The sequence below is a fragment of the Pandoraea capi genome, from assembly GCF_902459735.1.
GTDB lineage: Bacteria > Pseudomonadota > Gammaproteobacteria > Burkholderiales > Burkholderiaceae > Pandoraea > Pandoraea capi.
Map to the genome: position 1 here is coordinate 58,923 of NZ_CABPRV010000005.1, position 24,798 is coordinate 83,720.

General features: G+C 59.4%; 23 protein-coding genes. 15 read left to right on the plus strand and 8 right to left on the minus strand.

The features are described 5' to 3' along the window. Positions 1 to 100: 100 nt before the first annotated feature. Positions 101 to 739, plus strand: coding sequence for a TetR/AcrR family transcriptional regulator (locus PCA20602_RS12125; RefSeq protein ID WP_150721454.1), 639 nt, complete (start codon positions 101 to 103; stop codon positions 737 to 739). 125 nt (positions 740 to 864) lie between these two features. Here the strand turns inward: PCA20602_RS12125 and PCA20602_RS12130 are convergent, their stop codons facing one another. Beyond that, positions 865 to 2,106 carry a polyhydroxyalkanoate depolymerase gene (locus PCA20602_RS12130; RefSeq protein WP_150721455.1) on the minus strand — a complete coding sequence of 414 codons (1,242 nt, stop codon included), beginning with the start codon at positions 2,104 to 2,106 and terminating at the stop codon, positions 865 to 867. A gap of 219 nt (positions 2,107 to 2,325) precedes the next feature. Further along, on the minus strand, positions 2,326 to 3,525 hold the full coding sequence (locus PCA20602_RS12135; RefSeq protein ID WP_150721456.1) for an amino acid aminotransferase: 1,200 nt from the start codon (positions 3,523 to 3,525) through the stop codon (positions 2,326 to 2,328). Between the two features lie 275 nt (positions 3,526 to 3,800). Between PCA20602_RS12135 and uvrB the strand changes: the two genes are divergently transcribed. Beyond that, entirely contained in the window at positions 3,801 to 5,909 is a 2,109-nt protein-coding gene (uvrB, locus tag PCA20602_RS12140) for an excinuclease ABC subunit UvrB (protein WP_150721457.1), read from the plus strand. 225 nt (positions 5,910 to 6,134) lie between these two features. Here uvrB and PCA20602_RS12145 read toward each other — a convergent pair whose 3' ends face one another. From PCA20602_RS12145 to PCA20602_RS12165, 5 genes are all read right to left on the minus strand, one after another. Further along, positions 6,135 to 6,548, minus strand: a complete 414-nt coding sequence (locus PCA20602_RS12145; RefSeq protein ID WP_150721458.1) for a GtrA family protein — start codon at positions 6,546 to 6,548, stop codon at positions 6,135 to 6,137. After that, a complete protein-coding gene (locus PCA20602_RS12150; RefSeq protein WP_150721459.1) occupies positions 6,502 to 7,425 on the minus strand; it encodes a glycosyltransferase family 2 protein in 924 nt (307 codons plus the stop codon). Before PCA20602_RS12150 ends, PCA20602_RS12145 begins: the two co-directional genes overlap by 47 nt. A gap of 8 nt (positions 7,426 to 7,433) precedes the next feature. Then, the gene (locus PCA20602_RS12155; protein WP_150721460.1) at positions 7,434 to 8,909 is read right to left on the minus strand and encodes a hypothetical protein; all 1,476 of its coding nucleotides are present in this window, start codon (positions 8,907 to 8,909) and stop codon (positions 7,434 to 7,436) included. 136 nt (positions 8,910 to 9,045) lie between these two features. Then, positions 9,046 to 9,735 (minus strand): LexA family protein, encoded by a 690-nt coding sequence (locus PCA20602_RS12160; RefSeq protein WP_150721461.1) that lies wholly within the window; start codon positions 9,733 to 9,735, stop codon positions 9,046 to 9,048. Positions 9,736 to 9,935: 200 nt separating this feature from the next. Continuing rightward, a complete protein-coding gene (locus PCA20602_RS12165) occupies positions 9,936 to 12,002 on the minus strand; it encodes an acyltransferase family protein (RefSeq protein ID WP_150721462.1) in 2,067 nt (688 codons plus the stop codon). Positions 12,003 to 12,443: 441 nt separating this feature from the next. On the opposite strand from PCA20602_RS12165, the gene PCA20602_RS12170 reads away from it, so the two are divergent. The 11 genes from PCA20602_RS12170 (at position 12,444) to iscX (ending at position 21,386) form a co-directional block, all read left to right on the plus strand. Continuing rightward, positions 12,444 to 12,920: a low molecular weight protein-tyrosine-phosphatase gene (locus tag PCA20602_RS12170; RefSeq protein ID WP_150721463.1), complete on the plus strand. Its 477-nt coding sequence runs from the start codon at positions 12,444 to 12,446 to the stop codon at positions 12,918 to 12,920. Between the two features lie 187 nt (positions 12,921 to 13,107). Next, positions 13,108 to 15,216, plus strand: coding sequence for a site-specific recombinase (locus PCA20602_RS12175; protein WP_150721464.1), 2,109 nt, complete (start codon positions 13,108 to 13,110; stop codon positions 15,214 to 15,216). 125 nt (positions 15,217 to 15,341) lie between these two features. Beyond that, positions 15,342 to 15,869: a Fe-S cluster assembly transcriptional regulator IscR gene (iscR, locus tag PCA20602_RS12180; protein WP_069341692.1), complete on the plus strand. Its 528-nt coding sequence runs from the start codon at positions 15,342 to 15,344 to the stop codon at positions 15,867 to 15,869. Between the two features lie 31 nt (positions 15,870 to 15,900). After that, on the plus strand, positions 15,901 to 17,124 hold the full coding sequence (locus PCA20602_RS12185; RefSeq protein WP_069341691.1) for an IscS subfamily cysteine desulfurase: 1,224 nt from the start codon (positions 15,901 to 15,903) through the stop codon (positions 17,122 to 17,124). An 18-nt stretch (positions 17,125 to 17,142) separates the two neighbouring features. Continuing rightward, positions 17,143 to 17,550, plus strand: a complete 408-nt coding sequence (gene iscU, locus PCA20602_RS12190; RefSeq protein ID WP_047907598.1) for a Fe-S cluster assembly scaffold IscU — start codon at positions 17,143 to 17,145, stop codon at positions 17,548 to 17,550. Positions 17,551 to 17,579: 29 nt separating this feature from the next. After that, a complete protein-coding gene (gene iscA / locus PCA20602_RS12195; protein ID WP_069341690.1) occupies positions 17,580 to 17,903 on the plus strand; it encodes an iron-sulfur cluster assembly protein IscA in 324 nt (107 codons plus the stop codon). Between the two features lie 13 nt (positions 17,904 to 17,916). Further along, positions 17,917 to 18,138 (plus strand): DUF3565 domain-containing protein, encoded by a 222-nt coding sequence (locus PCA20602_RS12200; RefSeq protein ID WP_150721465.1) that lies wholly within the window; start codon positions 17,917 to 17,919, stop codon positions 18,136 to 18,138. A gap of 140 nt (positions 18,139 to 18,278) precedes the next feature. Then, positions 18,279 to 18,809: a Fe-S protein assembly co-chaperone HscB gene (gene hscB / locus PCA20602_RS12205; protein WP_150721466.1), complete on the plus strand. Its 531-nt coding sequence runs from the start codon at positions 18,279 to 18,281 to the stop codon at positions 18,807 to 18,809. Positions 18,810 to 18,897: 88 nt separating this feature from the next. Then, the gene (hscA, locus tag PCA20602_RS12210; RefSeq protein ID WP_150721467.1) at positions 18,898 to 20,775 is read left to right on the plus strand and encodes a Fe-S protein assembly chaperone HscA; all 1,878 of its coding nucleotides are present in this window, start codon (positions 18,898 to 18,900) and stop codon (positions 20,773 to 20,775) included. 22 nt (positions 20,776 to 20,797) lie between these two features. Next, positions 20,798 to 21,139, plus strand: coding sequence for an ISC system 2Fe-2S type ferredoxin (fdx, locus tag PCA20602_RS12215; protein WP_150721468.1), 342 nt, complete (start codon positions 20,798 to 20,800; stop codon positions 21,137 to 21,139). Between the two features lie 52 nt (positions 21,140 to 21,191). After that, positions 21,192 to 21,386, plus strand: coding sequence for a Fe-S cluster assembly protein IscX (gene iscX / locus PCA20602_RS12220; RefSeq protein ID WP_039399317.1), 195 nt, complete (start codon positions 21,192 to 21,194; stop codon positions 21,384 to 21,386). A gap of 132 nt (positions 21,387 to 21,518) precedes the next feature. On the opposite strand, the gene PCA20602_RS12225 is transcribed toward iscX, so the two are convergent. Beyond that, positions 21,519 to 22,211, minus strand: a complete 693-nt coding sequence (locus PCA20602_RS12225; protein WP_150721469.1) for a glycine zipper 2TM domain-containing protein — start codon at positions 22,209 to 22,211, stop codon at positions 21,519 to 21,521. 279 nt (positions 22,212 to 22,490) lie between these two features. On the opposite strand from PCA20602_RS12225, the gene PCA20602_RS12230 reads away from it, so the two are divergent. Further along, positions 22,491 to 23,798: a glycosyltransferase family 87 protein gene (locus PCA20602_RS12230; protein ID WP_150721470.1), complete on the plus strand. Its 1,308-nt coding sequence runs from the start codon at positions 22,491 to 22,493 to the stop codon at positions 23,796 to 23,798. A gap of 30 nt (positions 23,799 to 23,828) precedes the next feature. Next, entirely contained in the window at positions 23,829 to 24,431 is a 603-nt protein-coding gene (locus tag PCA20602_RS12235) for a hypothetical protein (protein ID WP_150721471.1), read from the plus strand. Positions 24,432 to 24,798: the final 367 nt, after the last annotated feature.

Genomic DNA, 24,798 nt, shown 5'->3' on the forward strand with positions numbered 1-24,798 from the left:
TTTGTGGAGGATTCGGCAGAAAGTCGAATTATCCTGCATTTTGCAGAAACACTGAAACCGTTGTGCCATAATTCCGCCCGATGAGAACGACCGGCCGATCATGACAACACTAGAAACCAAGATCAAACGTGACCCGGAACGCACCCGCCAGCGGATTCTTGCCGCTGCGATCGAGGAGTTTGCGGAACGTGGTTCGAGTGGTGCGCGCGTGGACAGCATTGCACGGCGAGCCGAGATCAACGAGCGCATGCTCTATTACTACTTCGGCAACAAGGACCAGCTATATCTGGCGGTGCTCGAAGAGGTCTATGGCGAGTTCAACCGTGCCGAACATGGGCTGAAGCTCGACCTGCTGGCACCGCTCGATGCCGTGGCGGAACTGGCCCACTTCGTGTGGGACTATTACGCCGACCATCCGGAACTGATCCAGCTCATCAACAACGAGAATCTGCACGAGGCGAAGTCGATGCGTCAGTCGACGGAGATTCGTCAGCAAGTCTCGCCGATCGTAGAGTTGCTCTCCCAGACCCTCAAGCGGGGCCAGATCAGCGGGGAGATTCGAGATGGCATCGACCCTGTCGACCTCTACGTGACGATTTCCGCAATGGGCTATTACGTGATGTCGAACCGGCATACGCTTTCCATCGTCATGGGACGCGATGTCATGAGCGACGAGGCGCGAAAGACGTACTCGTCGTTCAATACGCAGATGCTGCTGGATTCTTTGCGTACGCGATGACCGTCCAGCCGCACCCTGCGGCTTAGGCGTCTGGCCTGGAAACAAAACCGCCGCGTGGGCCGAAGCTCACGCGGCGGTTTTGGTATGACTGTCAGGATTCGCGAACGGGGATCAGAGCACGACGCTCAGGCGTGCTTCGCAATGAAGTCGCGGATCTGCGGATAGATCACGTTACGCCAGCGGCTGCCGGAAAAAATCCCGTAATGCCCGCACTTCGGCGCGGTGAAATGCGCGCGTCGCTTGGCCGGAATCCCGGTGCACAGCTCGTGCGCGGCTTGCGTCTGACCGCTACCCGAGATGTCGTCCAGCTCGCCTTCGATGGTGAAGAGGGCTGTGGTCTTGATATCCTGCGGGCGCACTCGCTCACCGGCCACGTCCCACGTCCCGCGTGCCAGACTGAAGTCCTGGAACACCGTCTTGATGGTATCGAGGTAGTACTCGGCCGACATGTCGAGCACGGCGTTGTACTCGTCGTAAAAGCGCCGGTGCGAGTCGGCATCGTCGTTATCGCCGCGCATCAGATCCAGATAGAAGTCCCAGTGCGACTTCAGGTGGCGGTCCGGATTCATGGCAACGAAGCCCGCGTGTTGCAGGAAGCCCGGGTAGACCAGTCGGCCCGCGCCGGGATAGTTCGCCGGCACCGCGTGAATCACGTGATTCTCGAACCACTCGTACGACTTGTTCATTGCCAGCGAGTTGACTGCCGTCGGGCTCTTGCGAGCATCGATCGGGCCGCCCATCATCGTCATGGTCCTGGGCGTCTTCTCGCCGTTCGACGCCATGAGCGAGATTGCGCCGAGCACCGGCACCGTCGGCTGGCAGACCGAAATGACATGCAGGTTCTCGGCGCCGATGTGCCGGATGAATTCCTGAATGTACGCAACGTAGTCGTCCAGATGGAACGCCCCCGCTTCAAGCGGCACCATGCGCGCGTCGACCCAGTCGGTGATGTACACCTTGTGGTCTTTGAGCAGCGTGGAGACCGTGTCGCGCAGCAACGTAGCGTGGTGGCCAGACAGCGGGGCCACGACCAGCACGACCGGGTCGTCCTTGAGCTGCCCGACAGCACTGGCGTCGTCCGCATAGCGCTTGAAACGCAGCAGGCGGCAGAACGGCTTCTCCATCGCGGTCATTTCCACGACCGGGATGTTGTGACCATCGACCTCGACTGCCTTGATATTGAATTCGGGCTTTTCGTAATCCTTGCCGAGCCGGTAGAGGAGTTCGTATCCGGCGGCGATGCGGGGTGCGCCCGGCATCATGGCAAGCAGGCTGCCCGGGTTGACGAAAGTCGTCGCCGCCGCCTTTGCCCACGTGGTGAGGGGATTCAGCCACGCACGGTTGTACTCATGAATCTGATACAGCATGTTGTGTGCCCTGAGGCGGATGATGGGGGGAATTATGCAACCGTTTATCGCGGCTGTGCAACGCAGCATAACCCTGATATATGGCATTTCCGCATCATCTCGATAGTTTTAGCTTATTCAGGTCATTGTTATTAACTATCGTTGCTGCGACGCAACAATGCGAGAGATAAAAAAAGCCCGCCGAGTGGCGGGCTTTCTCATTGGGTGCGACTCAAGGGCTTAGCGAAGTACTTGCGCGATGGCCGATGCCACGTGGTCGATGTTCTTGTCGTTGAGCGCAGCCACGCAGATGCGGCCGGTGCTCACGGCGTAAATGCCGAACTCTTCACGCAGACGTTCGACCTGGTCGGCGGTCAGGCCCGAGTACGAGAACATGCCGCGCTGCTTGATCACGAACGAGAAATCGCGGTCCACGCCCTGGGCGCGGAGCTTCTCGACCAGTGCCAGACGCATGGCGCGGATGCGCTCGCGCATCTCGGCAAGTTCTTCTTCCCACAGGGCGCGCAGTTCGGCGTTGCCCAGAACGGCGGCGACCACCGAGCCACCATGCGTCGGCGGGTTCGAGTAGTTGGTGCGGATCACGCGCTTGAGTTGCGAGAGCACACGGGCCGATTCGTCCTTGTTGCCCGTCACGATCGACAGGGCGCCAACGCGCTCACCGTACAGCGAGAACGACTTGGAGAACGAGCTGGAGACAAAGAAGTTCAGGCCGGTCGCGGCGAACAGACGCACCACAGCGGCGTCGGCATCGATGCCGTCACCAAAGCCCTGGTAGGCGATGTCGAGGAACGGCACCAGCTTGCGGGCCTTCACGACTTCCACGACTTGCGCCCACTGGTCCATCGTCAGGTCGACGCCGGTCGGGTTGTGGCAGCAAGCGTGCAGCACGACGATCGTGCCTTCCGGTTCCTTGCCGAGCATGTCGAGCATGCCGGTGATGTTCACACCATGCGATGCGGCGTCGTAGTACGGGTACGAAACGACGTTGAAGCCGGCCGTGGTGAACAGGGCGCGGTGGTTTTCCCAGCTCGGATCGCTGATCGCGACCGTGGCGTTCGGGTTCAGTTGCTTCAGGAAATCAGCGCCGATCTTCAGTGCGCCCGTGCCACCCAGCGCCTGGGCGGTCACAACACGGCCTTCGGCCAGCACCGGCGATTCTTTGCCGAACAGCATTTCCTGCACGGCCTTGTCGTAGGCGGCAATGCCTTCCATCGGCAGATAGCCGCGCGGCAGGCCGGCGGCCACACGTTGTTCTTCCGCTGCCTTCACAGCCTTGAGCAGGGGCAGTTTGCCTTCCGCATTGAAATACACGCCGACGCCCAGGTTCACCTTATCGGTGCGGTGATCGGCGTTGTAGGCTTCGTTCAGACCAAGAATGGGGTCGCGCGGGGCGAGTTCGACAGCGGAAAAGAGGGTCATTTCGACGGCTCGAGGCAGGTAGTAGGAAAATGCAGCGGGACGGCCGCAACTTACGCAGGATCGGCCCAGCGGGCTATTTTAGCGAAGATTACCCGCCCTTGTGGTAAACACCGGCCCGTAATGCACGAAATCGTGCCTTTTCGGCACAAAAAGTGCCACGTATTGCCAGAAATTGACGAAAGCCCGGGGAACCCCTCGACGTAACCCATTGGCGTCAGGGAATCGTCCGACGCGCTAGAATGCCAGATTACGTCCCTCATGTTCGCGCCCCCGCCATGACCCCTGCGGCTGACACCGATCTCGACGAAAGCAAGTTCCTCACGTTCCCGGATTCGCCTTATCAGCTTTACTGCCCGTTTCCTGCGGCAGGCGATCAGCCCACGGCCATCGCGCAACTGGCGGAGGGCATTGAGGACGGGCTGGCATTTCAGACCCTGCTTGGCGTGACGGGCTCAGGCAAGACGTTCACGATGGCCAACGTCATTGCTCGTCTGGGCCGTCCCGCTATCGTGTTCGCGCCGAACAAGACGCTCGCGGCACAGTTGTATTCGGAGTTTCGCGAGTTTTTCCCGCGAAATGCGGTGGAGTATTTCGTCTCGTACTACGACTACTACCAACCGGAAGCGTACGTTCCGCAGCGCGACCTTTTCATCGAAAAGGATTCGTCGGTCAACGAGCACATCGAGCAGATGCGTCTGTCGGCGACGAAGAGTCTGCTTGAGCGGCGAGACGTGGTGATCGTGGCTACGGTGTCGGCCATCTACGGTATCGGTAATCCGAGCGAGTACCACCAGATGATCCTGACCGTGCGCCAGGGCGACAAACTGGGGCAGCGCGAAATCATCGCCCGTCTGATTGCGATGCAGTACACGCGTAACGAAACGGATTTTGGCCGAGGGACGTTCCGCGTTCGTGGCGACACCATCGACGTGTTTCCGGCTGAACATGCCGAGTTGGCCTTGCGTGTAGAGTTGTTCGACGACGAAGTCGACTCGTTGCAGTTGTTTGATCCGCTCACGGGGCGTGTGCGTCAGAAGGTGCCGCGATTCACGGTGTATCCGTCCTCACACTACGTGACGCCGCGAGATACGGTGTTGCGGGCGATCGAGACGATCAAGGACGAATTGCGCGAGCGGCTCGACTTCTTCTATAAGGACGGCAAGCTGGTCGAGGCGCAGCGCCTTGAACAACGTACCCGCTTCGATCTGGAAATGTTGCAGGAGCTGGGTTTCTGCAAGGGCATCGAAAACTACTCGCGGCATCTGTCCGGCGCCGCACCGGGCGAGCCGCCACCGACGCTCGTCGACTACCTCCCGCCGGACGCCCTGATGTTCCTCGACGAGTCACATGTGCTCATCGGTCAGTTCAACGGCATGTACAACGGTGACCGGGCACGTAAGGAGAACCTCGTCAATTACGGATTCCGTTTGCCATCGGCGCTCGATAACCGTCCGCTCAAGTTTGCCGAGTATGAACGCAAGATGCGTCAGGCCATCTTCGTCTCGGCGACCCCCGCAGATTACGAAGCGAAGCGTACGGGGCAGGTGGTCGAGCAGGTGGTGCGTCCGACCGGGCTGATCGACCCGATCATTGATGTCCGCCCGGCGCGTACCCAGGTGGACGACGTGCTGTCGGAGATCAACAAGCGCGTGGCGGTCGAGGAACGTGTGCTGGTGACCACGCTCACGAAGCGGATGGCGGAGCAACTGACCGAGTATCTGTCGGACAACGGCGTAAAGGTCCGCTATCTGCACAGTGACATCGACACCGTTGAGCGCGTAGAGATTATTCGCGACTTGCGTCTGGGCGCGTTCGACGTACTTGTTGGGATCAACTTGTTGCGTGAGGGGTTGGATATTCCGGAAGTGTCGCTGGTTGCGATTCTCGATGCAGACAAGGAGGGTTTCCTGCGCGCCGAGCGGTCATTGATTCAGACGATCGGGCGGGCGGCACGTAACGTGAACGGAACGGCCATCCTGTACGCAGACAAGATGACCGATTCGATGAAGCGCGCCATCGGCGAGACGGAGCGCCGCCGCGCGAAGCAGATGGCGCATAACGAAGCGAACGGCATCGTGCCGCAGGGCGTGAAAAAGCGCATCAAGGACATCATCGATGGTGTCTACGATCCGCAGGACGCCAAGGCGGAATTGGCGGAAGCCAAGGAGCAGGCTCACTACCAGGACATGTCGGAAAAGCAACTGGCGCGCGAGATCAAGAAGCTCGAGAAGCAGATGCAGGAGCATGCACGCAACCTGGAGTTCGAGAAGGCCGCGAAGGTGCGCGACCAGTTGCTGCACGTCAAGGCGCTCGTGTTCGGCACCGACGGTGCCAGCGAGGCGGAACTGGGGCCGAAGGGAGGCAGTGTGCCGGGCGCAAAGTAAGTGTTCCGCTGTTTAGCGCAAAGGGCGGTAATAACGGATGCGACACCCGTTTGACGGATTAACGATCCATTGGGTGCGAGAATAACTGCCGATAGCGTATGTAAATTCTATCGCGCGTTTGGTCGGCTCGATTCTGCGTGAGTTTGAGGCATATAGGGGGAACGGAGCCCGCGCGGGGATCAGAGCATTGGAGACGGCAGCGGGCGCCGTCTCCGGCCGTGTCACTCAACCCGAAAGACTTCCCCTGATGAGGATTCGGGACATCAGGAAAGTGATCGGAATCGTGAGCACGACAACGGCAATTGGCGCCAGGTAAGGTGAGAGCTGCAGCTTGCCGACGAGCACATACATCAGTCCGATGCCGACCAGATACTGAACCACGTACACGAGCGGAAATTTCAACAGTCCCGCCACCGACATCTTTACCTTGAAGACGAAGTGCGAGTTCAACCAATATGAAAAGATCACGCTCAGAACGAAGGATACTGTGTAAGCCAACCTATATCCTACGAACGTCAAACATACCGCATAAATCACGTACCCGAAGCCGGTGTTAGTCGCCCCAACCAAGAGGAAGCGGGCGAACTCCCGGCTAAAAAACTTCTTCCACCACGGAGTACGGGTGCTTGTTGACTTCATCAAAAATTCTCCACACGTACTCGCTAATAATGCCGAGCATGACGATGATCAGGCCCAGCAGAAATGAAATCAGGCAGACAATCGTCGCGAAGCCTGGTACTGCCACTTTGCCCAGCAACGCACTGATAACAACGAGTATTCCGTAGGCGAAACTGAAAAAAGAGACCGTCGCACCGGTGAAAGAAATGATTCTGACAGGTGCGAAAGAGAACGAAAATATCGAGTCAATCATGAGTTTCAGCTTCTTGCCGAAAGTCCATCTCGATTTGCCGTGTTCGCGCGCAATGCGTTTGTAATGGATCACATAAGGCTCGATGCCGAGCCAGTACGGGAACAGCGGGAAATTGACGTGCTTTCCGCTGTCTCTCAAGTACGGCAAAAACATTGCGTCCATCAGTGCAAGATCGAATCCTTTTTCCGGGTAGGACGCGATCACGAAGGATCTCAGCATTCGATAGTAAATCTTGGCGAAAAGCTTTGATGAAAGCGGATCTTCGCGATCGGTTCGAGCACAGATCACATACTTCTTCCCGGACAGCCAGTGATCGACCATTTCCGGAATCAGCGAAGGAGGGTCTTGCAAGTCCGCCGCGAGAAAAAGGAAACAATCCCCGGTAACGTAAGTCACCCCCGTTTTTACGGCACTGATAGCTCCGAAATTGCGGCTCAGCTTGATAACGCGGACGTCAGGTTGCATGGATTTGTACTGCCTGAGCAAGGCGAGCGAACCGTCGCCAGACCCGTCATCGACGAAGATCAGTTCCAGCTCCATGTCGCGGGCGGCAAGCTCTTTACGGACGCCGCCCATTTTTGTGAAGAGATCCGGCAACGATCCTTCATTGAAATAAACTGGAACAATGATCGAGAGTTTTTTCACGGCGTATCTCAGTGTTGGGGCGATCGATTGCCGGCAGCGCTCGGCTGAAGATTGCGCAACAGTGCGATCAGCGCAACCGTCATCAAAACAGTCACGGCAACGAATACTTCATACATGCGATTTGACATCCATGGGCCGGTGTACATGAAAAGCATCTGATCCGGGAATTCGAGCAATTTGCCTGTCCATGGGCCGACATTGATATCAAGCCAGAAACGAGAGACCACAAGCGCGATGGCGAGGATACTGTAGTTGAAGGCCCAGTCTCCAGCGGTTCCCATTCGACGGCGCAACGCCTCGCAAACAATGATCGCGACGATCGGCCACGCATTGATGAACTGGCGCGACTCGGCGCCCGCCGAAAGCAGTGCGAAAAGCGCTACATAGAAGACGAGGCCGGCGCCTTGCTCTTTCACGATCGAACTGACTTGCGGCCACAAAATGATGGCGAGGACATAGAAGGGCCCGTAATGCTGCGCGTGTGCGATCACGTTGACAAGCGGATTCGCGACGGAGGCTTGGGTAAGCAGGCCGATGTAGGACGTAATCGTCAGAGGGTCGCCGCCCTGAGCCGCAACGGTGCCGATGACCCATTTGATGATCGCAAAAATGATTGCAGCCAGGGCCACGCGATACCAGCGCACGACTCGCAGCGCCGAAAACCAGGCACCGACATCGGTAAACGGACGCACCACGAAATACATGTACGCCATCAGCAGAATTACACTGGCCGGAAAGAGCGCCATGCGAATCGGTGTCGTGCCGTTCTGCTGACGCAGCCCTTCGAAAAAATAGAGGTATCCAGCGAGCGCCATCCAGAGAACCGGGATGAGGAGGGCAAGAACGTTGGCCGGGATCTTGACGCGATCACTCTTGAAGGGGGCCTTGCCAAATGCGAGAAGCGGTATCGTGCCGTAGAGCAGCGTCGGCCAGATGAATGCGCCGATGATGATGGAAAGCGCGAGGGGCGCTACGCGATCGCGAAGATAGAAGTAGAAAATTACCAGGCTGATCACGTATGCCGAAATGTCGACCAGGGTCGGGTTGTACGAAGCATTTTTCAGAACAGGGTAGTTGATGAAAAGCGCAGTGCCGGCGAGAAAATAGGTAGGTAAGCGCCACTCGAAATGACGCCCGATCAGATAGGTAAAGAATCCTGCAATCAGGAGAAGGCCAAAGTTATAGATATAAAACGCGTGGATGACGCGTACAGGGTAACTAATGTCGTAGTGCAGCAGACCACTGACGTTGTGAATGATCACGGAAGGAAGGAGCCGCCCGACGTAATAGGCCGGCACCGTCTTGCTCAGGATGAGCTCTTTCGAGTTTGTTTGGGCCCAGCCGGCATACAGTGAGCCATCCCATCCAAGTCCATCCTGAAACTGAATTCGCTCTCCATGATTGAAGTTGTAGGCGAACAACCCAATAAGTAGAACGACGAGAAGTGCCGCGAAAATTTTATGTTTTGTAAGAGTTGATCGCATTCTGGGTACTTGGATTGCGCGTTTGTACGAGCGCGCAGTGTTGAGAGATGAACGGGTTGGAATGAGCGTAGGCGTGTCATCAATTGAGGCTTGTCACGTCGTGCCGCAATTGATCGGGACGCCGAGGCGTTTTCAACTACCGGCGCAATACCTGTCGGTGCTCGATGACAACGCCGATGATTACCACTTTCTCGTACTCACTATTGATGGTCGCGTAATCCTGGTTGAGCGGTACTAGTTCAAACACATCATGTCCACTCGCGTTGATGCCTCGCGGCCTGTACTTCTTGAGTGTCGCCACCTCGTGATCGCTCGTGGCGATAACGAAATCACCGGGCAGCGGTGCCATCGCCGGGTCGACTATCAGATGGTCTCCTTCGTGGAACTGAGGTTCCATTGAGCGGCCCTCGACTTTGAGGGCGAACGCATGGTCCGACAGTTCAACGTCTGTGAGCAGATGAGCCAATGCAACATTCGGCGGGAACGGCACAAATGCTTCAGTCGTCTGGCTCATTTGTGCCACCCATGTACGGTCAACCAGGGGCACTCGCCGATGTCCGGGCGTCGGGGCTGGATCGTTTTCAAATTGTGAGCTCCCCAGTCCGGGGATTGGCACTGCATGCTTCGTGATACGCGAGATTTCAAGTATTTGGCTGAAGCTGGGTTCATGCCGTCCGTTTTCCCATGCGGAGATGTTACCCCGCGTTTTCTTGAGTTTTTCCGCGAGGTCGTCCTGCTTGAGTTGGGCGGCCTCCCGGCTTGCCCTGATCCAGTGCGCGATTTCCATGCTGGAAATGGAAAGAAAATCTAACGTGTGTTGGGCCACATTTTCTTTCCTTTCGGGGGGATTGTCTATCCGGTTGATGTTGAAACCAATGCGTAGATTGGTGGCAAAAAACGTGGTAAGTCGTTGATCGTGTTAGGTGGGCGGGGGCACTTTGGGTATTTGATTCTTACGAAACAGCCCTCGCACGGTTTGTCTGTGTGGTTAACCCACAAGCATTGCTGCAGCATACGGATGCCAATTCAATTTGCCATAGGCGTCGACCGGGGCGTTTCCGTGTTCGCGGAGACCGATTGTTTCCCGATAATGCGCATGATGTGGTCACTAATTCTGGCAAAAAGCAGCGCTGAACCGGCCTGTGTCAAATGATGGATGTCCGAATAGAGTGGCATCCCATCTGAGTCGACATTGCGGCAGGTAGTCTCGTTGCAGAATGCATCATATGGATCGATAAAAAAGACACCGCGGTGAGTCTCGGCGTAAGCTCTGAGCACCTTGTTGACATTGAGGGCTGCCTGATGTTCCAGCCGTGATTGTTCGGGCAAACAGAGAGGGCGCGGGAACCATTTCAAATGCGCGACGCAGGACAGCACCCGATATTTCGACGAGCCCGGCACATCTCCGACGATAATGAATTTTCTTCCGTCAAGGGCAATGCGCATGCGTTCAAGTGCGGCGACGAACGGAGCATATTTTGATGACTCCAAATCGCGGTCCGGGCGAATATCCCACGCTTTGTGGGTGACGAGATCGGCGGCCTCCGGGAGCTGCCCGGTATAGGCTGCCGAGTAGATGAACACGGAACTCGAAGAGCGCGCCAATTGCTGCAACACTTCTGCATTCGCAGACCGGGTCGATGCGTCGAAGGACGGTTGGTTTTCGGCGAGACGCGTCGTGCCGGGTAGTAACAGGGCGGAATCGAATTTCCCTCCACCGCCGCCTGTAGCGCTAAAGACAGTCAGATCAAAAGGTTTGGCGAGTTCGTTGACCATGCCGGTGAATAGCATGCCAGCATGGCTATCGCCCATGATGACGATGTTTGGCGCGGCATCTTTGCCTTGGTGAATCAGGCCACCTTCGAAGCCCGCGCCGCCCCAATACTTCGTCGAAAACTCGTTGATCGAAGCGGTATTGCGCAGTGCAATGGGCAGGTCCACACGCCATAGCCAGCCCGTGCTGAGATAGACACTAACCCCCAATGCGCCGATGCAGCCGAGCGCTGCGATCCATCCACCGGCAAACATCGCCTGAGACCGCTTCATCGAGGTGCGCATATGACGTGCCGGCTGCTCGATGGACTTGTGCATCAGTGATGCAATCAGGATCGCAGCAACGAAGATGCCTGTGGGCTGCCACTCATGGAGCGCATATGTGCCGTCCATATTCTCGTTGAACGTCTTCACGAATACGATCAACGGCCAGTGCGCGAGGTAGAGTGAATAGCTGACGAGGCCGACGTACACGGCGGGGCGACAACGCAGCAGTGCGCCGCTCCACTTCGCCTCGCCGGCATAGATCAGAAGGGCAGCGCCAACGGCGGGAAGAATGGCGTTGTAGCTCGGGAAGACGGTGGACTCGTTGTAGGTGACGAGCGCAATGACCGTTAGAACGAATCCGAGCGCGCACAGTATTTCGAGCGTCCGCCGCTTGCGGGTGACTTCAAGCCTCGGGAGCCATAACACGGCCGCACCGATGCAAAACTCGAACGCACGATACTGGACGAGGTAATAAATGTCAGTTCGATGAGTCGAGAGGTGGTGCAGGCTGAGGTAGAAGCTTGCGGCCGCGACGACCGCAATGACAACTGGTGCAGCCCATCGTCTTTTCACCAGTCGGTGCGCGCAGAGTAGCAGCACCGGCCAGAAAATGTAGAACTGCTCCTCGACGCCGAGCGACCAGGTGTGGAGCAGCGGATTGGACTTCGAGAAGATGTCGAAGTACCCGGCCTGCTTGAGCAGGAAGATGTTTGACACGGAAGCTGCCGCGGCGGCCAACGTGCCACCGAACGGGGTGAACTTTGCGGGGACTAGTAGCCAGACGCCGATGCAGAATGACACCAGCAGCGTGCAGGCGAGCGCGGGGAATATGCGCTTGGCGCGCCTGATATAGAAGGCGACGAAACTGAAGCGTCCCGTCTCCTGCAACTCGCGCAGGATGATGCCAGTGATCAGATACCCGCTGATGACGAAGAATATGTCGACGCCGACAAATCCGCCGGTCATCGCCGGAAACCCCAAGTGGTACAGAAAGACGGACAGAACGGCAATCGCGCGCAGCCCGTCGATGTGCTTGTAGTAAGTATTTGCCATCGCCGGAGATTCACTTATTCTCCGCGAACCGGTTCGGGAGTCTGAATTTAAGTAGGCGGGATTCTACCTTTTTGCTTCACGGTGCGCGCCTGCGGGCTCAATTGCCATGCATTGATGCAAAAAGTTCATCGAGGCTATCAATATCAGATGTTGCGTGCAGATGCTCACCGTGTCGGTCGTCGCAGGCATTTCGCTAGGTGTCAGATACCGTTTCGGTAAGATAGTCGCCGTACCACCCCATTGACTGTCAGAGCGCCGGATCTTCCCGGTAGCCGACGATGCCTGCAGTTATTCTCGCATCGTGTGCTATTTCAGTATGTCGCGCTTGCGGGGCGCAGGCCCATCGTGTGCAAAACGGATAAGTGAGTTGACCTCATTAGGTCGCAACAGAACGTTCTTGCAACTGTTGCTGAGCGCGTGGGTTTTGTATATTTGATCTCAATGAAAAAGACATCAATCTTATTTGTCTGCATGGGCAACATTTGCCGTTCACCCAGTGCTGACGGCATTTTTCGTCACCGTTTGGCGGAAGCCGGTCTGGCTGAGATCGTCGACGTCGATTCGGCAGGCACGCACAGCTATCACATCGGTCACGCGCCCGATGCCAGGACACAGGACGCCGCGCAGCGTCGCGGCTACGACCTGAGCGCGTTGCGGGCGCGTCTCGTCGAGGCTGACGATTTCGAGCGCTTCGACTGGATCGTCGCGATGGACGACGCCAACGTTGCCGACCTGGTGGCGCGATGTCCGGCTCAGTATCGTCACAAGATTGTGCGATTGATGGACTTTGCGACGCATCACGACGCCACGGAAGTGCCGGATCCGTATTACGGTGGCGCACAAGGTTTCGAGACCGTGCTCGACTATATTGAAGATGGTCTCGATGGCTTGCTCGTGCATTTGGGAAAGGCGCGTTGAGCGCCTGAGACGCAGCGCCCGATGAGCAGGGTGCGGACTGATCAATGTCGGCATGACGGTTTCGGGAAATCCGCTTTCAAGGCTATGATGCTGGCCCCGCATGCGAGAGGTCGCTCGCGCCGCGTGGAATTTCGTCTTTTCGTGATCCCGATCATTTCCCGTTTTTTCTTCGCGCGTTCTTTCACCGATGTTCAATTCGCTCAATTCGTACTGGCGTAAATGGCGTGCATCACGTCACGCTGGCCATCAACTCGACGAACTGCTCGCACACGCCGATCCTTCGGCGCCGCTGGCGGTCCGCAACCAATGGCTGATCGAATTGGCGCACTGGGTGCAGAAGCGTGGCGCCCTGGTGAACGACGCGCGGGAGCAGGGGGAGGCGGCGAGATATCGTCCGCATACGCGCCTGCGCTATCTGCTGCAAATGCTGGATCGCAATCCGCAGTGGCGATTGCCAGTGGCGCGCACGCTGCGTAGCGTCATTAATGAAAGCGACGCGATTTCGCTCCTCTGCGATACCGGTATGCCGGTGCGTCCGGGATTCTGGGGCGCGCTGGTCGAGCGCATAGAAAAGGCGCTGATCCCGCCGCCGCCAACGCGGCGCGACCTTTCGGCGCTGTGCTCGCTGATGTTTCCCGACGGCGACGCGGCCGACTGGATTGGCGCGTTGCCGCCGGAACTGCTGGGGGATCTCATCGCGCTGCTGCATTACGGCGAGGACGAGGACGCCGAGGCCGACTGGAACCCGTTCGCCGAGGATCTGCTCGCCGCAATGCATCATCTGGTTGATCAGATTGCATCGACCGGACTGTCGCAGGCGGTGCGTTCGCGTCTGACATATTCGCGCGTCAACGATTCGCCGTTCTACCGGCTCGGACGCGCCATGCAGGCGCTCGAAGATGCCGGTCAGGCATTCGCGCATGGGGCGCCGCCATCGCAGATTTTCGTGCAACAGATCAATGTCTTTCGCGCACTACTGGACAATTGCGGCCTCGCCGTGCGGCAGGTGTATGCGCATCTCGACGAGAACGGTGTCAGCGTTGACATCGTGTTTCAGGTCGAGCGTGCCAAAGCGAGAATTCGACGGCTCGAGCGTCTGCTGGAGGCTTGGCTGACGGACGGCGACCGCGGCGATAGGGCCGTTGCTCGCGTTCGTCTTCTCGCCGATCTGGTGCGGGCCAACAAGGCAAGCCAGAGTGTCGGTGAGTTGGCGCGGACCTCGTTTGGATTGCTGGCGCGCAAGGTGGTCGAGCGTAGCGCTGAGACCGGTGAGCACTACATCGCGAGGAACCGCGGCGAATACTTTTCGATGCTGAAAATGGCCTGCGGCGGTGGTCTGGTGACCGTCGTGACGGTCTACATCAAGTTCATGATCGCGGGGGCGCATCTGCCGACGGTCGTCGAGGGCTTCCTTGCCGGCGCGAACTACGCGATCTGCTTCCTGTTCATGCACTTCTGCCATTTCACGCTGGCGACCAAGCAGCCTGCGATGACGGCGCCGGCGATTGCGAGCAAGCTCGACGACGTCGATACGCCGGCCGGTATGGACGCCTTCGTTGGCGAAGTCCTGGCACTTGTGCGGACGCAGGCCGCGGCCATCTTCGGCAATCTGGCGATGGTCTTCCCGTTCTGTTTTCTGGTGCAGTGGGCCGTGTCGGCAGCGTTGGGGGTCAACACCATCACGCCGGAAAAAGCGCAGGCAACGCTGCATTCGTTCTCGATCCTGGGGGTGACGCCGTTCTTTGCGGCACTGACCGGCGTATTGCTTTGGTGCTCCAGCCTGATTTCGGGCTGGGCGGATAACTGGTTCGCGTTGCATGGCATCGGCGATGTCCTCGCCTACAACCGTCGCTTGCGCTTCGTCTTCGGGCGAAACGGAGCGGCAAGGCTGGCAGACTGGTGTCGGCGTCACATTGCGCCGGTGCTGGGCAATCTGACGCTTGGCTTCATGCTGGGCCTGGTGCCGGCGATTCTGACGGCTTTCGCGCTGCCCTTCGAAGTCCGGCACGTGACGCTGTCGACGGGTTCGATCGCGACGTCGATCGGGGTGTTGGGCCTGCCGGTGCTGCATGACTCGGCGCTTTGGCTGGCTGTCGCGGGCGTCGGATCGATGGCCCTGCTCAACGTGGGTGTCAGTTTTGCGTTAGCATTCCACATGGCGCTCAGATCGCGTCCACTGCGATTGGGCGACCGTCGGCAAATTCACCGTGCCATCTGGCGCGCCGTGCTGCGCAATCCTCTGGTACTGCTGTTCCCTCTGCGCTCCCCGCGGATGGACCCTCGTCCCGAAAAATAAGAAGTTTAGGAAGTTGCCCGGACGGATAGGGGAACTTCCGCAAAAAATGGGCCAGAAGTACTTGACTAAATTCGTAGGGAATTTATACTTGACGAAAATAGTCGAGATTAATCCCCTGCATCATCATGAGACTTACCACGAAAGGCCGTTTCGCCGTCACGGCGATGATCGACCTGGCCATGCGCCAGGACGCGGGTCCCGTGACGCTTGCGGGCATTAGTCAGCGTCAGCGAATTTCCCTCTCTTACCTGGAACAACTGTTCGGTAAGCTGCGCCGCCACGAAATCGTGGAGAGCGTACGCGGGCCGGGTGGTGGTTACAGCCTTGCGCGCCGCGCAGAAGAGGTGACCGTCGCCGACATCATCATTGCGGTCGATGAACCGCTCGACGCCACACAGTGCGGCAGCAAGGGCAATTGCGAGAAGGGCCAGGACGGCCATCGCGGTCACTGCATGACGCACGAGCTGTGGGCGACACTCAACCAGAAGATGGTCGAGTATCTCGATTCCGTTTCGCTGCGCGACCTGGTCGAGCAGCAGCGCAGCAAGCAGGCACAGCAGGCTGTGCTGCGCGATACGCGCGAGTCCGGTAACAGCAACCAGACGATTACGACGCGCATCCCCAATTCGGTCTTTGATATGGCCCGTTCATAACAGGCGCCACGGCACGATCCTGGAGCACCCCATGAAAAACGACACCCTCAACCTCCCCATCTACATGGATTACAGCGCCACGACGCCGATTGACCCGCGCGTCGTGGACAAGATGTTGCCCTACCTGCGTGAGCAGTTCGGCAACCCGGCGTCGCGCAGCCACTCGTTCGGCTGGGCTGCCGAGCAGGCGGTGGAAGAGGCGCGTGAGGAAGTGGCCAAGCTGGTGAACGCCGATCCGCGCGAAATCGTCTGGACGTCGGGCGCGACCGAGTCGAACAACCTCGCCATCAAGGGCGCTGCGCACTTCTATCAAGGCAAGGGCAAGCACCTCATCACCGTGAAGACCGAGCACAAGGCTGTGCTCGACACGATGCGCGAACTCGAGCGTGAAGGCTTCGAAGTCACCTATCTCGATGTCAAGGATGACGGCCTGCTGGATCTGGACGTCTTCAAGGCGGCGCTGCGCCCCGACACGATTCTCGTGTCCATCATGGCCGTGAACAACGAAATCGGCGTGATTCAGGACATCGGCACGCTTGGCGAAATCTGCCGTGAAAAGGGCATCATTTTCCACGTCGACGCCGCACAGGCCACCGGCAAGATGCCGATCGATCTGGCAGCACTGAAGGTCGACCTGATGTCGTTCTCGGCGCACAAGACGTATGGCCCGAAGGGTATCGGCGCACTGTACGTGCGTCGCAAGCCGCGTGTTCGTATTGAAGCGCAGATTCACGGCGGTGGCCATGAGCGCGGCATGCGTTCGGGCACGCTGGCGACGCACCAGATCGTCGGGATGGGCGAAGCCTTCCGTCTGGCGCGTGAAGAGATGGCCGTCGAGAATGAGCGCGTGCGTATGCTGCGCGATCGTTTGCTGACCGGTCTGACGGAAATGGAAGAGGTGTATGTGAACGGCGACATGGAACAACGTGTCCCGCACAACCTGAACATCAGTTTCAACTTTGTCGAAGGCGAATCGCTGATCATGGCGATCAAGGATGTGGCGGTGTCGTCGGGTTCGGCGTGCACATCGGCCTCGCTCGAGCCTTCGTACGTCTTGCGCGCACTGGGTCGCAACGACGAACTCGCGCACAGCTCGATTCGTTTCACGGTGGGTCGTTTCACGACCGAGCAGGAAGTCGACTACGTGGTCGAACTGCTCAAGAGCAAGATCGGCAAGCTGCGTGATCTGTCGCCGCTGTGGGAAATGTACAAGGACGGGGTCGATCTGAATTCGATCCAGTGGGCCGCACACTGAGTATTCAAGGAGTTAGCCATGTCGTACAGCAAAGAAGTTCTGGATCACTACGAAAACCCGCGTAACGTCGGTTCGTTCGAGAAGGGCGACGACGCCGTCGGTACGGGCATGGTCGGCGCGCCGGCCTGCGGTGACGTGATGAAGTTGCAGATTCGTGTGAACGAAGCCGGCGTGATCGAAGACGCCAAGTTCAAGACCTACGGCTGCGGTTCGGCAATCGCTTCGTCGTCGCTCGTGACCGAGTGGGTCAAGGGCAAGACGCTGGATCAGGCGCTCGAGATCAAGAACACCGAAATCGCGCAGGAACTGGCGCTGCCGCCGGTGAAGATTCACTGCTCGATTCTGGCTGAAGACGCCATCAAGGCGGCGGTCGCCGATTACAAGCAGAAGCACGGCCAGACGGCCGAAACGGCCAAGGCTGCGTAAGCGGCGCGACGAATAAGGAATCAGGCAAGATGGCCATTACATTGACCGAGAAGGCCGCGCAGCACGTTTCGCGTTATCTGACGCGGCGCGGCAAGGGCGTGGGCCTGCGACTGGGCGTGAAGACGACCGGTTGCTCGGGCCTGGCCTACAAGCTGGAGTACGCCGACGACGTGGCGAACGAAGATACGGTCTTCGAAAGCCACGGCGTGAAGGTGATCGTCGATCCGAAGAGTCTGCCGTACATCGACGGCACTGAGCTGGACTTCGCGCGCGAAGGCCTGAACGAAGGGTTCCGATTCAACAACCCGAACGTCAAGGACGAGTGCGGCTGCGGTGAGTCGTTCCGCGTCTGACGCGACGGTGGCAATGCCTGCGGTATTGCCACCATCACGCAAGATCATCGGTTTTCGGCAAGACGACGAAGGCCAATGGGTTGCGCGACTGGCGTGTGGGCATGGACAACATGTCAGGCATCTTCCCCCATGGCAGATCCGGACATGGACGCAGAGTGCCGCAGGTCGTGAAGCGATGCTCGGGAGCGAATTACCTTGCCGGAAATGCGAGCGTGGTGAGCCATCCGACGAGTGACTGGACGGGATACCCCGGTTGCTGGTTTTTGCAGGCAAGGGCAGTAGCGTAGGCAGCAAGGCGGCGCGAGCCGCTTTTTTTACGGGTCGAATGTTGGCCCGGACGTAGGTCCAACGTATTAAACGTATTAAGCGGGCGCGATGAGTGCACTGACTGATAACTACTTCACGCTGTTCGATCTGCCGCAGGGCTTCGCGCTCGATGCCGAAGCGCTTGAGGCGGCGTACCGTGCCGTGCAATCTCGCGTGCATCCGGATCGATTTGCGAGCGCGAGCGATGCCGAACGGCGCGTGGCCATGCAATGGGCTGCGCAGGCGAACGCCGCGTACCGTACGCTGCGTGACCCGCTCCAGCGCGCGACCTATTTGCTGACGTTGCAGGGCATCGATGTGGGCGCGGAGAACAACACCGCGATGGCCCCCGATTTCCTGATGCAACAGATGGAGTGGCGCGAGGCGATCGACGACGCCGTTGCCGCGCGCAACGTCGGTGCGCTCGATGCCCTCGCCAAGTCCTTGCGCGACGACCGTCGTGTGCGACTCGCCAAGCTGGGCGACTGGCTGAACAGTGCGGCCTGGCAACCGGCGGCGGAAGCCGTGCGACAACTGATGTTCATTGCGCGCGCCGAGGAAGACATCGCGCAGCGCATCGAAATGCTGGAAAACGCGTGACGGCCCGGTGCGGCGCCGTCACATGTCATTGAGAACTGCTTGAGAACAGGGCGCGCGCGCTGGCGTGTGTCGCCCGTATTGCAAAGTCATGGCCCTTCTGCAAATTTCCGAACCCGGCATGTCCCCCGCGCCGCACCAGCGGCGACTCGCCGTGGGCATCGACCTTGGCACGACGCACTCGCTCGTTGCCTCCGTGCGCAGCGGTGTGGCCGAAGTCCTTCCCGACGAGCAGGGCCGCGTCTTGCTGCCCTCCGTTGTCCGCTACCTGGGCGGGCACCGTACGCAAATCGGTTACGACGCCAAGGCGTCGGCGGCGACCGATCCGCGTAACACCATCGTTTCCGTCAAGCGCTTCATGGGCCGTGGTCTCGCCGATGTTGCGCACGCTGACAACACCCCTTACGACTTCGTCGACGCGCCCGGCATGGTGCAGATGAACACCGCGGGCGGTGTGAAGAGCCCGGTGGAAGTGTCTGCCGAGATTCTTGCGACGCTGCGTCAACGTGCAGAAGATTCGCTCGGCGACGATCTGGTTGGCGCCGTGATTACGGTCCCCGCGTACTTCGACGACGCTCAACGCCAGGCGACCAAGGATGCGGCGCGTCTGGCCGGGCTGAATGTCCTGCGTTTGCTCAATGAGCCGACGGCTGCCGCCATTGCGTATGGTCTGGACAATGGTGCAGAAGGCCTCTACGCCGTCTACGACCTCGGTGGCGGAACGTTCGACATCTCGATTCTTCGACTGACGAAGGGCGTGTTCGAGGTGCTCGCCGCGGGTGGGGATTCTGCCCTCGGTGGCGACGACTTCGATCAGGTGATCTACCGCTGGGCGGTGCAGACGGCGGGCATCGACACGGCGTCGCTGACGCCGGAAGACGTGCGCAGCTTGCTGGATCATGCACGCACCGCCAAGGAATCGCTGACGGACACCGAGCAGGCGACCATCGCGCTGACGCTGTCGGGTGAGCGCAAGATTTCACTGGACCTCACACGCGAGCAGTTCACGACGTTGGGTGCACCGCTGGTGCAGCGCACGATTGGTCCGATGCGCAAGGCGCTGCGCGATGCTGGCATGGGTCCGGAAGACGTCAAGGGTGTCGTGCTGGTGGGGGGCGCTACGCGCATGCCGCAAGTGCGCGCTGCCGTGGCGAGCTTCTTCGGACGGGAACCGCTGGTGGATCTCGACCCGGACCAGGTCGTGGCGCTGGGTGCGGCCGTACAGGCCAACCTGCTCGCGGGCAATCAGGCGGAAGGCGACGACTGGCTATTGCTCGACGTGATCCCGCTCTCGCTTGGCGTCGAGACGATGGGTGGCCTCGTCGAGAAAATCATCCCGCGCAATGCGACGATTCCGGTCGCGCGTGCGCAAGAGTTCACGACCTTCAAGGACGGCCAGACGGCAATGGCCATTCACGTGCTGCAAGGCGAGCGTGAACTGGTGTCGGACTGCCGTTCGCTGGCGCGCTTCGAGCTGCGCGGCATTCCGCCGATGACGGCTGGTGCGGCGCGAATTCGCGTGACGTATCAAGTCGACGCCGATGGTTTGCTGTCTGTCTTCGCTCAGGAAATGCACTCGGGCGTGGCGGCTTCGATCGAGGTGAAACCGTCGTACGGTCTGGCCGACGAAGACATTTCCCGGATGTTGCAGGACAGCTTCGGCTCCGCCGAGCAGGACATGCATGCCCGCGCATTGCGCGAGCAGCAGGTGGAAGCCGAGCGTCTGCTGGTCGCGATCGACAGCGCGCTGCAAGCCGATCCCGAATTGCTGGACGAGGAAGAGCGCGCGCAGATCGATGGCTTGTTGGCCGATCTGCGTCAGAAGGCCTCGGGCGACGATCAGACCGCCATCAAGGCGGCGACCGAAACGCTCTCGCATGCGACCGACGCGTTCGCCGCACGCCGCATGGACAAGAGCATCCGTGCGGCGCTGGCCGGTCGTCGCGTGGCAGACATCGACAAACTGTAAGACACACACGGAATTCAAAGCCATGCCTCAAATCGTTGTATTGCCTCACGTCGAGCTGTGCCCGGAGGGTGCTGTGCTGGAGGTTGCGCCGGGCACGTCCGTGTGCCGCGCGTTGCTGGACAATCATATTGAGATCGAACACGCTTGCGAGCTGTCGTGCGCGTGCACGACGTGCCACGTGATCGTGCGTGAGGGTTTCGAATCGCTGGAGCCGGCGCAGGACGAAGAAGAAGATCTGCTGGACAAGGCCTGGGGCCTGGAGCCGACGTCGCGTCTGTCGTGCCAGACGCTGATGCCGGACGATACGGATCTCGTCGTAGAAATTCCGAAGTACACAATCAACCACGCCAAGGAAAATCACTGAGCGATGCCCGTGGGTGTCGTGCAGTGACGAGATAGCACAAAGGAGCTTCCCCATGAAATGGACCGATAGCCTGGAAATCGCGATTGCGCTCACTGAGGCGCATCCCGACGTCGACCCGCAATACGTGCGCTTCACCGACCTTCACAAGTGGGTCGTCGCGCTGGACGGTTTCGACGATGCGCCGGATCGTTCCGGTGAGAAGATTCTGGAAGCCATTCAGTTGGCATGGATCGACGAAGCCGACTGATCCGGATCGATGCTGCCAGGCCAACGGGTCTTGTTGGCTGGATGAGATGTCCGAAAAAAGCCGCTCGAAAGAGCGGCTTTTTGCTTTCTTGCGATGCGGCCATACAGCCCATCCGGGCGCTCGCCTCACGCCTCAACTCGCGCGCACCAGCCCGTTGTTTTCCAGACGCACGCGGTCGCCTGGCTGAACGCCGGGGGCCGATTGATAGGTCCAGTAACGCGTCTTGCCGGTATCCATGCGGACGTACACGCGATAAACGGTGTCCGAACGGACTCGCTTTTCGACTTCGTTTCCGGCCAGACCGCCGCCGAGTGCACCGACCACCGTCATTGCCGTGCGGCCGTTACCTGCGCCGAACTGATTGCCGAGCAAGCCACCAGCCACGGCGCCGCCCACAGCGCCCAGACCGGTCGCATGACCTTCCGTGCGAATCGGTTGCACCGATTGCACGGTGCCGCAAGTCGAGCACGTCGCCGCTTGCTGTGGCGTCGGCGCGGCCGTCTGCTGGGCATACGACGGCTGCGGGGCCGGAGCGCGCTGAGGTGCTTGTTGCTGCGTTTGCTGCGACATTTGTTGTGATGCGTACGGCGTTTGCGGCTGTTCTGCATACGCGGCTTGTTGCGTCTGTGCCGCCGGCGCCGTTTGTTGCGGGCCAGTCAATGCGTACTGTGCGCTATTGCTCGTTGGCGCAGGGCCGTCGGTACTCTTCGCCACCGGCAGCACGCCGGTAATGGCGGCGACACCGAGCAGGCTGACAACGACGATACTGCCGGCAGCGGCAGCGACCAGGGGATGCATGCGACGCGGTTGCAGATCGTTATCCATGTTGTTCTCTCCATCGTGCGGTAAGTGCGAATCCTCTTTTGCGTGCTGGCGTGCACGGGCGATTTCGCATGAGAAAAGTTTCCGTCACCGCGAAAGGGGCATCCGTTTCATTTTGTAACGCGATGTAAGATGTGCATCGTCTGATCGACCTTCCGGTCATGTTGTTGTATCCCCTAAGCTTTTGAAAAATATAAGAATTTTCTTTGATTGAAAAGGCGTTGCGCAGGCGTCGTCTGCGGCGGATTTAACAAAAGAAACAAGTCGTGGGAGAGGCGAGACATGAATCGACAGATGGCGTCATCCGAACTGCCGACGACGCGTCGAGGCAAGCCCTTAGGGGGCGTGTCGTTGCCGCGCGGCGTCGTGATGGCGGCGGGTGTCGTCATGGTGCTGCAATGGGCGGCACTTGGCGCGTGGGCTTTCAGCTGGCTGATGAGCGAACGTGACGGGGCTGAGGGGACTGAGGGCATGCCGCCGCTGGGCCACGATCTGCGCGTCTTCTGGACCGTTTCGTGGATCACCACGCATCTCGGTGCATCTGCTGCCTTCGACAACGCCACGCTCGACGCCGCGCAACTGCATTTCTTCCCCGCATACAGCGAGCTAGGGCGTTGGCTGTATCCGCCGACATTCCAGTGGCTGATTCAACCGCTGTCACGGCTGTCATACGGCTGGGTGTACGCGTTGTACGTCATCGTTAGCGTCGCATTGTTTGTTGTTGCCGTGAGGCGATGGCGAGTTGGGGCGGGTTGGCCGTGGCTGGTCGTCATGGCATTCCCCGGACTCTGGATCGCGATCCTGGCGGGGCAGAACTCGGTCGTGACGCTGTTGCTGATGACGGTCGCGCTAACGTATTCGGGCACTTCCCCGTTGCTTGCGGGAGTGTGCGCCGGCCTGCTCGTCATCAAACCGCAATTCGCGGTGCTGCTGCCGCTGTGGTGGCTATGCGCAAGACAGTGGCGCGCTTTGATGACGATGGCCGCGACCGCTGCGCTCTGTTGTGCGCTTACGCTGACGTGGGAGGGGTGGCCCTTGTGGCGGGCGTTCTTTGCGGCCATGTCCGCGTTCAATGTCGAGGTAGTCCAGCAAGGCGCAGGCGATATCTGGCATGCGATGCCGACGGTGTTCGCTGCGGCACGTCTGAGCGGAATCCCGTTGCCCGTGGCGTACGCACTCTACGCCATTGTGGCCGTGCCTTCGATACTCGTTGCCGCATGGCTATGGGCGAAGCGTGGGCCCTTACCGTTGCGCGTCGCTGCGGCCATGACAGCGACGTTACTGGTTCAGCCCTATCTTCTCTACTACGAATTGGTGTGGTTGATCGTGCCGCTGTTATGCCTCGCACAAGAGGACGTCACTGTTGGCACGAACGAAGGGCAGACGTGGCTAGCGGGGCGATTGCAGGCGTTGCTCTGGCTGCTGCCGTTACAAGCGTATCTCGCCGTACTCTGGACGCCGATGGGGCAGTGGGGTGTCGTTTTGCTGCCTGCATTGATGTGGCTGATCGGGTGGCGTGCTGTCCGCGCCATACGCGCACAACGGGCACAGCAAGCCTCACGCGCGCATAATGTTGCGCATCGTCTGTGAACGCATCTCCCGGCGCTTGGTCGCACACTTATGATCGATACGTTACCGACTCTCGAAAATCCGCTGGATGCGGCGAGCCATCCGCATGTATATCCGTACGTCGTGCAACGTGCGTGGGTCGATATGCACGATGCGCAGGGCGACGTCAGTGAGCCGTTTTCGGACGACGTCTTCGTCACCTTGGTCCTCGATAGCCCGACCGGGCTGCGACGTTTGCAGGGTAGCGACCTGCAAGCTGCCGGACTGACGTTCGAGGCGGCGTTCGCGCAAGCGGCATCCAACCTCTCACGTGCCTGGACTGCGCGTCATTTCGAATTCGGCATTGCCCGGCTCGACGACGGCACGATGATTGGCGGTTCGCGCGGCAATTGGATGGCGCCCGCGGGTGCTCTGGTGCTGGGGAATCTCTACCAGTCGATGGCCGAGCATTTCGAAGCGACGGAGTTCGCGGCAATCGCCGTGAACCGCACCTTCCTCGTCGCCTTTCCTACCGATACGAAGACGGTGTCGTCGCTGGCATTGCGTCAGTTGATCGAGGGCGCATCGACGGGCGCCATTCTGCCCATCTCACGTAGTTGGTTGCGACTCGACGGCGACTGGCCGTCCGCTTATCGAGGTACGCCGGCTTTCTAAATCAGGTTTCCAGTGTTGTCTCGTTTCACATAGCCGGCGCTCGCGACCCCAAAACGGGACATGGGACGCTACCTAGACTCGGTGAGGGCACATTCCGTTGCCCTCACCGGAGACCACGTATGCCAGCTTTGCCCTCGGTATCGTCTTACGCGACTCATTCCTACGCAGCTCATACGGCTTCCTCGACGGGACACACATCTTCCGTCTTCCTCTCACCGATTGGCTCTGTGCAAATTCGGAGTACTGCGTTCTCCGAGGCGTTCAACGGTGCACGCGTGCTTCGCGCCGTCGCCGAGCCACGTGCGTCCGCGCAATGCCGTACGGTGTTGCCGCAAGCGTCTCCCGTCGAGGTTCAGGTCGAGGGGAG

Bases quoted from the DNA above. Each gene is read 5' to 3' on its own strand.
- hscA (WP_150721467.1), top strand. From the start codon at position 18,898: ATGGCCCTTCTGCAAATTTCCGAACCCGGCATGTCCCCCGCGCCGCAC.
- PCA20602_RS12170 (WP_150721463.1), top strand. From the start codon at position 12,444: ATGAAAAAGACATCAATCTTATTTGTCTGCATGGGCAACATTTGCCGT.
- PCA20602_RS12235 (WP_150721471.1), top strand. From the start codon at position 23,829: ATGATCGATACGTTACCGACTCTCGAAAATCCGCTGGATGCGGCGAGC.
- PCA20602_RS12125 (WP_150721454.1), top strand. From the start codon at position 101: ATGACAACACTAGAAACCAAGATCAAACGTGACCCGGAACGCACCCGC.
- PCA20602_RS12185 (WP_069341691.1), top strand. From the start codon at position 15,901: ATGAAAAACGACACCCTCAACCTCCCCATCTACATGGATTACAGCGCC.
- PCA20602_RS12130 (WP_150721455.1), bottom strand. From the start codon at position 2,106: ATGCTGTATCAGATTCATGAGTACAACCGTGCGTGGCTGAATCCCCTC.
- PCA20602_RS12230 (WP_150721470.1), top strand. From the start codon at position 22,491: ATGAATCGACAGATGGCGTCATCCGAACTGCCGACGACGCGTCGAGGC.
- iscX (WP_039399317.1), top strand. From the start codon at position 21,192: ATGAAATGGACCGATAGCCTGGAAATCGCGATTGCGCTCACTGAGGCG.
- PCA20602_RS12145 (WP_150721458.1), bottom strand. From the start codon at position 6,548: ATGAAGTCAACAAGCACCCGTACTCCGTGGTGGAAGAAGTTTTTTAGC.
- uvrB (WP_150721457.1), top strand. From the start codon at position 3,801: ATGACCCCTGCGGCTGACACCGATCTCGACGAAAGCAAGTTCCTCACG.
- iscU (WP_047907598.1), top strand. From the start codon at position 17,143: ATGTCGTACAGCAAAGAAGTTCTGGATCACTACGAAAACCCGCGTAAC.
- PCA20602_RS12135 (WP_150721456.1), bottom strand. From the start codon at position 3,525: ATGACCCTCTTTTCCGCTGTCGAACTCGCCCCGCGCGACCCCATTCTT.
- PCA20602_RS12155 (WP_150721460.1), bottom strand. From the start codon at position 8,909: ATGCGATCAACTCTTACAAAACATAAAATTTTCGCGGCACTTCTCGTC.
- hscB (WP_150721466.1), top strand. From the start codon at position 18,279: ATGAGTGCACTGACTGATAACTACTTCACGCTGTTCGATCTGCCGCAG.
- PCA20602_RS12165 (WP_150721462.1), bottom strand. From the start codon at position 12,002: ATGGCAAATACTTACTACAAGCACATCGACGGGCTGCGCGCGATTGCC.
- iscA (WP_069341690.1), top strand. From the start codon at position 17,580: ATGGCCATTACATTGACCGAGAAGGCCGCGCAGCACGTTTCGCGTTAT.
- PCA20602_RS12225 (WP_150721469.1), bottom strand. From the start codon at position 22,211: ATGGATAACGATCTGCAACCGCGTCGCATGCATCCCCTGGTCGCTGCC.
- PCA20602_RS12175 (WP_150721464.1), top strand. From the start codon at position 13,108: ATGTTCAATTCGCTCAATTCGTACTGGCGTAAATGGCGTGCATCACGT.
- PCA20602_RS12200 (WP_150721465.1), top strand. From the start codon at position 17,917: ATGCCTGCGGTATTGCCACCATCACGCAAGATCATCGGTTTTCGGCAA.
- fdx (WP_150721468.1), top strand. From the start codon at position 20,798: ATGCCTCAAATCGTTGTATTGCCTCACGTCGAGCTGTGCCCGGAGGGT.
- iscR (WP_069341692.1), top strand. From the start codon at position 15,342: ATGAGACTTACCACGAAAGGCCGTTTCGCCGTCACGGCGATGATCGAC.